The following is an 11,861-nucleotide window of genomic DNA, read 5'->3' as shown; positions in this document are numbered from 1 at the left end:
CCTCGAGCCTAACCGGCGCGCGGGGTCGGGGCGGGTACGGTGGACGCGTGCATCGCAACTCCTACTCCATGGCTGCCCTCGCCGCGGCGGCGGTCCCCGGGCTGGCCCCGGTGCGGACCTCCTCCATCGCCACCCCGGTCGAGGATCTCGACGTCGCCGGAGTGGTCGCGGAGGACGGCCGCCGAGTGCTGGTCCACTCCCCCGCCACCACGGCCGCCGGGATCCATCTCGAGCGCGACCTGCGCGTCGCCGATGCCCTCACCGGGACCCCGCTGAAGGCCGTGATCCCGCCCGTGCTCGGCTACGTCAAGCTCCCCGAGGGCGGGCGCAGCGCGGTGACCGAGGCCCCCGTCGGCAGGCCGCTCATGCTCGACGACCTCCAGGACAGCGAGGAGCTCGCCCGCTCCCTCGGCGAGGTCCTCGCCCGGATCCACACCGTGCCGCGCTACGCGGCGGAGTCCGCAGGGGTGGAGTCCTTCACCCCGGAGGTGCTGCACGCCCGCCACCGTGCCCGGATCGACAAGGTCCACGCCGCCGGGCACCTGCCCGCCGCGGTCGCGCAGCGGTGGGACGCGCTGCTGGCCGATCAGGAGCTGTGGGACTTCACGCCCCAGTTCATCCACGGGGACCTGTCCGAGGAGAGCCTGTTCGTCTCGGGCCGGCGCCTCAGCGCCGTGCGGGACTGGTCCTCCTCGATCGTCGGCGATCCCGCGGCGGATCTGGCCTGGCTGATCTCCTCGCTGGACCCGGAGCGGTTCGACTCCCTGTACGCCGCGTATCGCGAGGAGCTGCCCACCTCGAGCCATCCCCGGCTGATGGAGCGGGCGCAGGCGCTGGGCGAGTTCGCGGTCGCGGAGTGGCTCGAGCACGGCCTGGAGATCGAGGACGAGGACATCGTCGCCGACGCCCGCGGCATGATCGCCGACCTCGACGCGGACCTCGCCCAGATCGCGCGCGAGGAGGCCGAGCGCGCCTACGACGAGATGAGCGCGAACGAGGACGGCGGGCGGTCCGCCGACGCCGCGCGCTCGGAGGCCTGAGCAGGGCTCAGCGCCTTCACCGACCCGATTCTCCCGGCGGCCGCCGACCCGGGCGGCATGAGCCCGTGGCGGCACCAGCTCACCCGCGGCTTCACTCCCCCGACAGCATCTCCGCGATCCGTTCGCGGGAGGGGTGCTCGGTGACCTCCTGGGTGATCCCGTCGGCCACGAAGTGGAAGGCCGTGCGGATGTTTCGGAGCGGCAGACCGGTCCGCTCGTGCCAGGCCAGGCGGTAGAGCGAGAGCTGCAGGGAGCGCTCGCGCAGCTGGGCGGGGCGGGGCATGCGGCCCGTCTTCCAGTCCACGATGATCACTCCGCCGGTGCCGTCGGGACCTGCCGTGCCGTCGCCGCCCTCGGGCTCGGCGAAGACCGCGTCGATCACGCCGCGCACGCCGATCTCGCCGATCCGGGTGGTGACCGGCTGCTCGACAGCGATCGGGCTGCGGTGCGCCCAGTCGGAGGCCTCGAAGGCCTCGCGCAGGGCGCGGGCGTCGGCGAGGGCGCGCTCCTCCTCCGGGTCCTCGAGATCGGCGAGGTCCTCGAGGTCCAGCAGCGTCGCGCTCTCGAACCGGGTCTCGAGCCAGGCGTGGAAGGCGGTGCCGCGCACCGCGGCCGGTGAGGGGCGGCGCGGCAGCGGGCGCAGCAGCTCGATCGCGGCGGCCTGCGGGTCGCGGGCCTGCGCCACCACCTGGGAGGCGGAGAGCCGCGGCGGGGAGTGCACGGCGGGCGCGGCGGCGTGCTGGGCGAGGTCGGCGAGAGCACGTCGCACGAGCTCCTCGAGCTCCGGGTCGGCGAGCGCGGGCGCCTCGATCCCTGCGGCCGACGCGGGACCGGGCGGGTCCGTCCGGTCGGGCTGCGGGCCACCGGGCGCCGGGTCGTCGGTGGCCAGGTCCGTCGACGCGGCGGCGGTCTCGCGGGCGACCTCGGCGAGGCGGGCGGCGGCGCGGGCGCGGGCCTGCTCGGCCTCGCCCGGAGCGGGCGGCCAGGTGGCGGTGGGCCGCTCGGACTCCAGCGGGTTATCCTCCGGCACCTCCTGCGCAGAGCGGAACGCCTCGGGCACCAGCGGCGCCGCCTCGGTGAGATAGCGGGAGCGGGGCCGCGGGGTGCGCACCCCCTCGCGCCAGGCGGCGGAGGTCAGCAGCAGTCGGCGCCTGGCGCGGGTGACGGCGACGTACATCAGGCGACGGTCCTCGGCCAGCGCCTCCTCGCCCTGCGCGAAGCGGTACTCCTGGATGATCCCCTCGGCGTCGACCTGGGTGTCGGCCTCGGCCCAGGCGAGCTCGGGCAGGGTGTCCGCATCGCCGCGCAGGGCGGTGGGGACGGAGGCGCCGGCGAGCTTGCCGAGCCAGCCGTCGCCGGGCACGCGCACCCGCCCGGTCTCGTCGGCCTTGGCGCGGCGCAGGTCGTAGGAGGGGACGGAGCCCTCGGTGAGACCGGCGACGGCGACCAGGTCCCACTCCAGGCCCTTGGCGGAGTGCATGGTCACGATGGTCACGGCGGCGGGGTCGTGGGCCTGCTCGGGTGCGGCGGTGACGGAGAGCCCGGCCTCCTCGTCCTCGCTGATCTCGAGCAGGTCGAGATAGGCGCCGAGGCCGCCGCGACGGGCGGTGCGCTCGAAGGAGGCGGCGTGGTCGCGGAACGCCTCGAGGTCGGCGAGCGCACCGGTGCCCGGGGCGGTCTCCAGCAGCGCGAGGTCCACCTCGAGCACCCGGATCGCGGCGGTGACCAGGTCCGGCAGGGGCAGCGGGAGCAGGCGCCGCATCTCGCGCAGCATCTGCTGGAGGTGCAGCAGCCGCTCCCGGCCGACGGGGGTGAGGGCGCGGCCTGAGGGGTCGGTCCAGTCCGCGGGCGGCAGGTCGTCGACCGCGTCGACGAGGGAGACCTCCTCGGCCTCGTCCCGGGCGCCGACGGCCCCGGCCTCGCCCGCGCCGGCCCGTCGACGGGACCCCATCCGGTCCCGCCAGCGGCCGAGGACGGCGAGGTCGCGGGCGCCGAGCCGGATCCGCGGCCCGGTGAGCAGGCGCATCAGGGCGTCGCCGCGGCCGGGGTCGTGGGCGCATTCGAGCAGGGCACGCACGTCGGCGACCTCGGGGCGGTGCAGCAGACCGCCGAGGCCGACGACCTGGGCGGGCAGCCCCCTCTCCTCGAGCCCGGCGACGAGGGCGGGGATCTGGCGGCGGGCGCGCACGAGCACCGCGGCGGAGGCGGGCGGGGCATCGGCGGGGCCGGCGCCGTCCCCGGCGTCGCGTCCGTCCTCGGCGCGACGGGCGAGGATCCAGTCCGCGATCGCCCTCGCCTCGGCCCGCTCGTCGGCCGCCTCGAGGATCTCGCAGGCTCCCTCCCCCGCGCCGGGGCGGGGGTGCAGCTCGGGGATCTCGATCCCGGCGCCGGCGGAGCGCAGGGGGGCGGCGACGCGGTTGGCGACGGCGAGCACGGCCTCGTCGTTGCGCCAGGAGGTGGACAGGGTGCGCTGGAGGACCGGCTGCTCCTCGGTGGCGAAGGCGTCGGCGAAGCCGGCGAGGGAGGCGGCCGAGGCGCCGCGCCAGCCGTAGATCGCCTGCTGCGGGTCGCCGACGGCGCAGGCGGCATGGCCGGGGCCGAAGAGGTCGGTGAGCATGCGCAGCTGGGCGACGGAGGTGTCCTGGAACTCGTCCAGCAGCACCACGCGGTGCATGCGGCGGGCGAGGGTCGCGGCGGCGGGGACCTCGCGGGCGATGCGGGCGGCGAGGGAGACCTGGTCGGAGAAGTCCAGTGCGGAGTCGGCGGTGCGGATCTCGGCGAAGCGGCGCAGCAGCGGGATCAGGGCCAGGCGCTGCTCGAGCTGGTCGATCACCTTCGCGACGTCCTTCGGGGTGGTGCGTCGCCTGCCCTCGACCTGCAGCGGGATCTGGGAGAGGTGGTCGCGGATCTCGCGCAGATGCGTCTCGAGCTGCTCGGGGGTGACGAGGTGGTCGGCGAGCGAGGAGCTCAGCGAGAGCAGCCCGGCGGTGAGCGTGGCCGGGGAGGCCTCGAGGTCCAGGGAGTCGTCCCAGCCCTCGACGATCTCGTGGGCGAGCTGCCAGGAGGCGGAGGCGGACATCATGGTCAGGTCCGGGTCGATGCCGACGGCGAGGGCGTGCTCGCGCACCAGGTCCAGGGCGAAGCCGTTGTAGGTGTGGACCAGGGGGCGCTGGCCGACGAGCTCGTCGCCGCCGCGCTCGAGGCCGGGCGGCAGCTCCTCCCCGGCGCCGCGGAGGGCCGCGGCGAGGGTGGCGAGGCGGGCGCCGATCCGCTCGCCGAGCTCGTGGGCGGCCTTGCGGGTGAAGGTCAGGCCCAGCACCTGGCGCGGCTCGACGATGCCGTTGGCGATCAGCCACACCACGCGGGAGGCCATGGTCTCCGTCTTCCCGGAGCCGGCGCCGGCGACCACCAGCATCGGCGCGAGCGGCGCCTCGATGACGGAGGTCTGCTCGGCGGTGGGCGGAGGCTGCTCGAGCAGGGCCGCGAGCTGCGCGGCGGAATACCGGGCGGCAGGAGCTCCGGGGGCGGAGACATGGACGGAGTCGGTGGTCACAGCTGCTCTCCTTCGGGCTGGAGCGGGCAGCTGGAGCGCACCGCGCAGTGGTCGCAGTGCGCGTTGCGGCGCGCCGTGACATGCTCCCCGGAGACCTCCCGGGCCACGTCACGGACCAGCTCGTCGAACCACTGCGGGTGCTCGGCGCGGGGCAGCGCGGTCTGGGTGCGCACCGCGGCCTTCTTCCCGCCGGTGCCGACGTAGACGAGCTGGGCGCCGTTCAACCGCTCGGGGGCGTCCTCCCCGAGCTGCTCGGCGAGCGCCCCCTCGCGCACGGCGGCCTGGTAGGCGGCCAGCTGCAGGTCCTCCTCGGCCTTCGCGGCGGACTTCGCGGTGCGGCCGGTCTTGAGGTCCACGACCCGCAGCCCGGTCGCATCGCCCTCGATCCGGTCGATGCTGCCGCGCAGGCGGACGCGGTCCAGCGCCACCTCGAAGGGCGCCTCGACGGCGAGGGGCTCGCCGGCAACGCGGAGGTGCTCGGTGAGCAGGCGGGCGGCGTCCTCGGCGTGGCGCACGCGGCGGCGGCCGGACCAGGTGTCGGTGCCGGGCATGCCGCGCAGCAGGGTGTGCAGCTCGTCCAGGAGATCGACCTCGCCGCGGGGGTGGATCTGGGCGAGGTGGTGGATCGCGGTGCCGAGCAGCTGGGCGGGGCCGCCCGCGCGGGTGCCGCCGGCGCGCTCCATCAGCCAGGACTGGGGGCAGTCCACGGCGCGCTCGAGAGCGGAGGGCGAGAGGGTGATCGGGTCGTCCGGGCCGTGCAGCGGTGCGGTGGAGCTGGGCTGCTGGTGATACCAGCGGCCGGGGTCGGTGCCGGGGGCGCCGGCGCGGCCCAGGGCCTCCAGGGCGAGGGCCGCGTCGCGGGAGCGGACGGGGTCCTCCTCGTGCAGGCGACGGCGCAGCGCGGCGACGAGGCGGCGCGCGTCGGGGGCGGGGCCCGGGTCGCGGCGCAGCACCTCGGGGTCGATCCACGGCTCCCCCGCCGCGTCCTCGAGCACGTCGAAGAGGGCGGAGGGCTCCTCCTGCTCGCCCTCGATCGCGGTGAGCAGCACGCGGGTCCGGGCGCGGGCGAGGGCGCTGACGGCCAGGCGCAGCTCATCGGCGAGGACCTGCTCGCGCTGCAGGGCGCGCAGCGCCTCGGGGCCCGGGGCGGGGTCGGCGGCGCGGGGGCCGGCGAGCAGGGAGAGGTCCGCGGCGCCGAAGAGGGTCGAACGCAGGCGCAGGTCCGGCCAGGCGCCCTCCTGGAGGCGGGCGAGCACGACGGTGTCGCGGTGCTCGCCGGCGAGCTGGGCGGGGGTGAGCACGTCGATCCGGCCACGGGCGGCGGCGGCCGGGGCGAGGGTGTCCTCGACGACGGCCTGGGCGCGGATCTGCTCGACGAGGTCGAGGGCTCCGGCGCCGGGGCGGCGCTCGGTGAGGCGCTCGGCGGCGGCGAACAGCTCCAGCAGCGCGTCCAGCCTCGCCGCGGCCATCCGGGCGCGGGCGCCGTCCACGTCCCCGGCGTCGCCGAGGGCGGCGCGGCGCCAGCCGCCGGCGAGGCCGGAGGCGTCCCAGGCGTGCCAGAGCACCTGCTCGGCGCCGTCCTCGCGGTGCTCCCGGACGGCGCGGATCATGTCGCGCAGGCGGTGCACGGGGGCGGCGGCGCGGTCGCGGGCGTCCGCGGCGGGAAGGCCGGGCACCTCGTACTCGACCAGGGCGCGGGCGAGCAGCTCCTCGCTCGTGACCGGCGGGGCGGGGGCATCCTCCGTGCTGTCCTTCGGGGGGTCCTCGGCCGACGCGGACTCCTCCGCGCCGCTCTCCCCCGACGCTCCCGGTCCCGTCGGGTCCTCCCCTGCCGCGCTCGCCTCCTCCGCGCGATGGGCGGCCAGCAGCAGGCGGCGGATGCGGCGCAGGCGCAGGTCGTCGGCGTCGCCGAAGGGGCCGCGCAGCAGCGCGGTCGCGGCGCGGGCCTCGAGCAGGGTGCCGGCCGGGGCGAGGCCGAGCTCGAGGATCGTGAGCAGGTCGTCGACCACGGCGACGTCGCGCAGCGGCTGGGGGCGGCGCGGGACCCGCACGGGCAGTCCGGTGCGGGAGAGCAGATCGGCGACGTCGGCGACGGCCGCGCCGGAGCGGCACACCACGGCCATGTCGTCGTAGTCGACGCCCTCGCGGTGGTGGAGGTCGCGCAGGGCGGAGCCGATCAGCCGCGCCTCGTCCAGCGGGTCCGCGGCGCGCAGCGCCACGAGCCCTCCCGGTCGCTCGGCGCGGGGCCGACGGGACGCGGCCGGGGCGCCCGCGAGCGGGAGCCTGCCCCGCAGCGCGTCGACCACGGCGACGAGCCCCTCCTCGCCGCCGTGCGCGCCGTCCAGCGTGATCTCGAGCGGCACGCCGGGCAGGGCCTCGCGCAGCCGGGCGGCGGCATCGGGCAGGGCGCCGCGGAAGGTGTCCACCGCCGCATCGGGGCAGCTGGTCACCAGCACCTTCGCCCCGGCCGTGGCGAGCGCGGCGACGAGGTCGATGCCGGCGGCGGTGAGGTCCTGGGCGTCGTCGACCACCACGGTGCGGAAGGGGGCGGGGAGGGTCGGGTCCGCCAGGAGCACGGCGGCGCGTCGCACCAGCGCGCCGGAGTCGAGGCGGGGGCCGGCGTCGAGCGCGGCGGAGGCCTCGAGGTCGAGCACGCCGAGGTAGTCGCGCAGCAGCGCCGCGGCGTCGCGCCAGGCGGGGCGGCCGTGCTCGCGGCCGAGCTCCTCGAGCGCGGCGGGGCCGAGGCCGAGCTCCCCGGCGCGGGTGATCAGGTCGCGCAGCTCGGTGCGGAAGCCGGGCAGGGTGCGTGCGCCGGGGTCGACGTCCAGGTGCCAGGAGGGGCGCTCGGCGATCAGCTCGGCGAGCAGGGCATCCTGCTCGGCGCCGGTGACCAGGGTCGGCTCGCCCAGCCCTCGGCGCAGCGCGTCGGCGCGGGCGATCGCATGGGCGAGGGCGGGCGGGGTCATGGCGCGGGCGGTGCCCTGTCCGTGGACGGCGAGCGCGTCGCGCAGGCGCCCGGCGGCGAGGCGGCGCGGCGCCAGCAGCAGGGCGTCCTCCCCGGTGGCGTCGGCCGCGGCGAGCGCGAGGGCGGTGCGCCCGCTGCCGGGTCCGCCGTGGACGATCACGTGGTGACCGGCGGCGACGGCGTCCAGGGCGCGGCGCTGGCCCGGGTCCAGCTGCGCGGCGGGCAGCAGCGCGGGCAGCGCCTCGAGATCGGGTCCGAGCAGGCGGATGCCCTCCCCCGTGATGGTGCCTGTACGTCGCATGGGACCATTGGACCCCATGGCCCTGACGTCCGGGATGCTCCGCACCGGCCTCCGACGGCGGTACAGTGTGCGGGATCACCCGATGTCCCTAATGTCCGATTCCGGAGGTTGACCTCATGTCCTCGCCCACCACCTCCCGGATGCCCCGCGAGCAGCGTCGCTCGCAGCTGCTGCGCCTGGCCACCGAGGTGTTCACCGAGAAGGGCTACCAGGCCACTTCGATGGACGACATCGCCACCGCCGCCGGGGTCACCAAGCCCGTCCTCTACCAGCACTTCCGCTCCAAGGAGACCCTCTACGTCGAGGTGCTGGACGTGATCGGCGAGGCGATGCTCGTCGAGGTCCGCGACATGGCCGGGCGCGGCGGCGACGCCGAGGACCGGGTCCGGCTCGGCCTGCGCCGCTTCTACGAGCTCATGTCGCTGAAGAACTCGCTGCGCCTGTTCACCGGCCACGAGATCGTCTCGGACGAGGTCAAGGAGAGGGTCACCCGGATCCTCGACGAGATGTCGATCGAGCTGGCTGGGGTGCTGCTCTCCTATCGCGCGCTGAGCACGAGACAGGCCCGGATCCTCGGCCGCGGGATCATCGGCATCGCCCAGACCACCGCCCAGCAGCTCCACGACGCCGACGACGACGAGGAGAGGGACGAGATCCTCAGCACCGTGACCGCCGTGGTGGTCGACGGCCTGACGGGCTTCGCACCGGTGGTGCAGACCGGCGCCGAGCGTGGGGACGCCGACGACCCGGCACGCGAGCAGGGCGCCCCCCGCCCCTGAGCACCGGTTCGCCCCTCGTGGACGGGGCGCGGTTCCGCCCGCGGCGTACGCGCGCCGGAGCGCACGGGGGTGCACGTAGACTCGCCGTGAACAGCACTCCCGTCTCCGCCCGTGAGCGGAGGGAAGGTCAGGTCATGGAGATCCGCATCGGCATCCAGCACTCCCCCCGCGAGCTCGTGATCGAGTCCGACGAGAACGCCGAGGCGGTGCTCGAGCGCCTGGGCGCCGCGGTCGCCGACGGCAGCCCGGTCACCCTGGTGGACGGCAAGGGCAAGAAGGTCCTGATCCCCGGTGCGAAGCTCGCCTACGCCGAGGTCTCCACCGAGGAGCCCCGCCGCGTCGGCTTCCTCGGCTGAGGACGTGACCACCCCCGAGGAGCCGGACCCCGCGGACGACGCCGCGGGAGCGGCAGCAGCGGGTGGGACCGGGTCCCCGGACGACGCCGGCCCCATCGGGACCGACGGGTCCGCGCAGGACCGCGAGGACGAGCACCCCGCGCAGTCGGCGCCGACGGACGAGGCGAGAGCCCGCCGTCGGCGCCGTCGCCGTGCCCGGGCGCTGCAGGCGACCGCCACCGCCCTGGTCGCGGTGCTCGGTGCGATGCTCGGGCTGCTGCTGGTGCCGGACTCGAAGGTCGAGGTCGGCCCGCTGACCGCCTCGGTGCACGTGCGCCCCTCCCTCTCCTCGGACACGGTGCTGCTGCTCCCGCCGATCGGCGAGGTCTCCTTCGACACCCACGCCGCGCCGGTGTCGATCGAGGCGCGGGTCAAGGGCGTCGACGTCGAGAAGGCCGAGGCGCTCTTCTACTCCGACACTGGCTTCGCCGAGCTGCAGAACAGCGCCCCGGAGGCGATCACCGCGGCCGCGGCGCGCAATGCGGCGATGAACGCCCTGTTCGCGGCCGTCGGTGCGGGTCTCGCCGTCGGCCTCACCTTCCGCCGGGTGCGCCGTTCCCTGGTCGCGGGCGGCAGCGCCGTCGCGCTGGTCGGCGTCTCCGTCGGCGCGACGGCGGTGACCTTCTCCCCCGCCGCCCTGACCCAGCCCCGCTTCGACGGGCTGCTCTCCCAGGCCGCGTACATCGCGGACCTCGGCGAGGCGACCGCGCAGGACTACGCGAGCTATCGCGACACCCTCGCGGAGTTCGTGGGACAGGTCTCGGCGCTGTACATCGCGGCGGACAGCCTGCCCGTGGGCCTGGACCAGGAGAACCTGGTCACGGTGCTGCACGTCTCCGACATCCACGACAACCCGCAGGCCTACGACGTGATCGAGCAGCTGCACACGCAGTTCGCGATCGACGCCGTGATCGACACCGGCGACATCGTCTCCTGGGGCACCCCGGTCGAGAACGAGCTGCTGAACACGATCGGCACGCTGGACGTCCCCTACGTGTACATCAGCGGCAACCACGACGGCGCCGCGGCCGCAGCCACCATCGAGGAGCAGCCGAATGCCACCGTGGTCGACAACGAGGTGGTCGAGGTGGCGGGCCTGACGATCGCCGGGATCGGCGATCCCCGCTTTGCGGCCGACGACGACTCCGACATCGGCAGCGGCTGGCAGGAGGGCAAGGACGCGGTCGCCGCGAGCGCCTTCCAGCTCGGCGACACGATCGAGGCGCACGACGAGGCCCATCCCGAGGACCCCGTCGACCTGGCACTGCTGCACGACCCGACCCAGCCCGACGGCCTCCTGGGCCGTGCCCCGCTGGTGCTCTCCGGCCATATGCACACCTCGAAGGTCGAGCTGGACCGGGAGGGCTCGGGCACCGATTGGCTGACGGCCGGTTCCACCGGCGGTGCCCTCGCCTCCGGAGGCGTCGCCCCGGTGCTGCAGGGCGAGGACCCGCTGGACCTCACCGCCCGGATGCTCTACTTCGACCGCGAGACCGGCCGCCTCGTCGCCTACGACGACATCACCATGGGTGGGCTGGGCCTGGTCTCCGTCTCGATCCACCGCTCCCAGATGCCGCAGGAGGACGCCGAGCTCGAGGTGCCCGAGGGCGCCGAGACCCCCGACGGCACGGTCCCGCCGGAGCAGGAGGTCGCCCCCGGCGAGGGCCTGCCGGACGAGGATCGCGTCACGCCCACCGACCCGGTGAGCCCCGCGCCGGGCGCGAGCGACGGCGGCGAGGGGTAGGAACCGGACCGACGACGTGACACGACCTAGAGCGGCTTCGAATCACCCTGAATCGGCCGTAGGGACTGCCGCATGGATAGGTGACATCTGATCTGGCTTGCCCACTGGACGGCCTGGAAGGATGTGCACCATGCCCGCTCCCTACCCCCAGGAGTTCCGCGACGATGTCGTGCGAGTGGCCCGGTCCCGCGAGGACGGCATCACCATCGCGCAGATCGCGAAGGACTTCGGCGTCCACGAGATGACGCTGCACAAATGGATCCGCCAAGCCGATATCAACGATGGCAACCGGCCCGGCAAGAGCCGGGAGGAATCGGCCGAGCTGTGTGAGGCGCGCAAGCAGACCCGGCTGCTTCAGCAGGAGAACGAGGTCCTCCGCCGCGCCGCTGCCTACCTCTCCCAGGCGAACCTGCCGGGAAAAAGCTCTACCCGCTCGTGAGCGAGCTCGCCGCCGACGGCATCCCCGTCGCGGTGTCCCTGCGGGTCCTCAAGCTCTCCCGTCAACCCTACTACCGCTGGCGGAAACAACAGGTCACCCAGGCCGAGCTGATCGAGGCTTACCGTGCCAACGCCCTGCTGGACGCCCACGTCGACGACCCCGAGTACGGGTACTGGTTCCTGGTCGACGAGGCCGCGGAGGCCGGCGAGGTGATGTGTGAGCGGACCGCGTGGAAGATTTGCCGGGACAACCAGTGGTGGTCCGCCTTCGGCAAGAAGCGCGGCAAGAACGGGAAGCGTCCCGGACCACCGGTCCACGACGACCTGGTCAAGCGCGACTTCTCCGCCGATGACGTCAACGAACTGTGGCTGACCGATATTACGGAGCACTGGACCGATGAGGGCAAGCTCTACCTCTGCGCGATCAAGGACGTGTTCTCCGGCCGCATCGTCGGCTACTCGATCAGCGACCGGATGAAGGCCCGCCTTGCGGTGAGCGCCCTGGACAACGCGGTATCGCGTCGGCGCGATGCCGCCGGATGCATCGTGCACTCGGACTGCGGGTCCCAGGGTGGATTCAATCGGTGGATGCAACACCCTCTTGCTCGAGTGACTGTAGCTGCTCGGCGAACACCTCAGCTGGAGA

At 74.8% G+C, this 11,861-nt stretch carries 7 protein-coding genes and 1 pseudogene; 6 read left to right on the top strand and 2 right to left on the bottom strand.

The genetic code is table 11. The features are described from left to right. Positions 1 to 47 precede the first annotated feature (47 nt). Positions 48 to 1,040 carry a phosphotransferase gene (locus L3K22_RS13135; protein WP_263311768.1) on the top strand — a complete coding sequence of 331 codons (993 nt, stop codon included), beginning with the start codon at positions 48 to 50 and terminating at the stop codon, positions 1,038 to 1,040. Positions 1,041 to 1,131: 91 nt separating this feature from the next. On the opposite strand, the gene L3K22_RS13130 is transcribed toward L3K22_RS13135, so the two are convergent. Then, positions 1,132 to 4,593: an ATP-dependent helicase gene (locus tag L3K22_RS13130; RefSeq protein WP_263311767.1), complete on the bottom strand. Its 3,462-nt coding sequence runs from the start codon at positions 4,591 to 4,593 to the stop codon at positions 1,132 to 1,134. Then, positions 4,590 to 7,859 carry a UrvD/REP family ATP-dependent DNA helicase gene (locus L3K22_RS13125; protein WP_263311766.1) on the bottom strand — a complete coding sequence of 1,090 codons (3,270 nt, stop codon included), beginning with the start codon at positions 7,857 to 7,859 and terminating at the stop codon, positions 4,590 to 4,592. The genes L3K22_RS13130 and L3K22_RS13125 overlap by 4 nt, the downstream gene beginning before the upstream one ends. 116 nt (positions 7,860 to 7,975) lie before the next feature. On the opposite strand from L3K22_RS13125, the gene L3K22_RS13120 reads away from it, so the two are divergent. From L3K22_RS13120 to L3K22_RS16780, 5 genes and pseudogenes are all read left to right on the top strand, one after another. Continuing rightward, a complete protein-coding gene (locus L3K22_RS13120; RefSeq protein ID WP_263311765.1) occupies positions 7,976 to 8,638 on the top strand; it encodes a TetR/AcrR family transcriptional regulator in 663 nt (220 codons plus the stop codon). 86 nt (positions 8,639 to 8,724) lie between these two features. Then, entirely contained in the window at positions 8,725 to 8,994 is a 270-nt protein-coding gene (locus L3K22_RS13115) for a DUF3107 domain-containing protein (RefSeq protein ID WP_444542277.1), read from the top strand. Between the two features lie 4 nt (positions 8,995 to 8,998). Beyond that, positions 8,999 to 10,777: a metallophosphoesterase family protein gene (locus L3K22_RS13110; RefSeq protein ID WP_263311764.1), complete on the top strand. Its 1,779-nt coding sequence runs from the start codon at positions 8,999 to 9,001 to the stop codon at positions 10,775 to 10,777. A 130-nt stretch (positions 10,778 to 10,907) separates the two neighbouring features. Beyond that, positions 10,908 to 11,216 (top strand): transposase, encoded by a 309-nt coding sequence (locus L3K22_RS13105; protein WP_263311763.1) that lies wholly within the window; start codon positions 10,908 to 10,910, stop codon positions 11,214 to 11,216. Positions 11,217 to 11,428: 212 nt separating this feature from the next. Beyond that, positions 11,429 to 11,743 (top strand): annotated as a pseudogene (locus L3K22_RS16780) (DDE-type integrase/transposase/recombinase); the annotation flags it as partial. Positions 11,744 to 11,861: the final 118 nt, after the last annotated feature.

Origin of the sequence: Brachybacterium atlanticum (assembly GCF_025669985.1) — a bacterium.
Lineage (GTDB): Bacteria > Actinomycetota > Actinomycetes > Actinomycetales > Dermabacteraceae > Brachybacterium > Brachybacterium conglomeratum.
This window is presented reverse-complemented; position numbering and strand designations above follow the sequence as displayed.

Excerpts from the sequence above, each read along its gene's own strand:
- L3K22_RS13105 (WP_263311763.1), top strand. The coding sequence starts at position 10,908 with ATGCCCGCTCCCTACCCCCAGGAGTTCCGCGACGATGTCGTGCGAGTG.
- L3K22_RS13125 (WP_263311766.1), bottom strand. The coding sequence starts at position 7,859 with ATGCGACGTACAGGCACCATCACGGGGGAGGGCATCCGCCTGCTCGGA.
- L3K22_RS13120 (WP_263311765.1), top strand. The coding sequence starts at position 7,976 with ATGTCCTCGCCCACCACCTCCCGGATGCCCCGCGAGCAGCGTCGCTCG.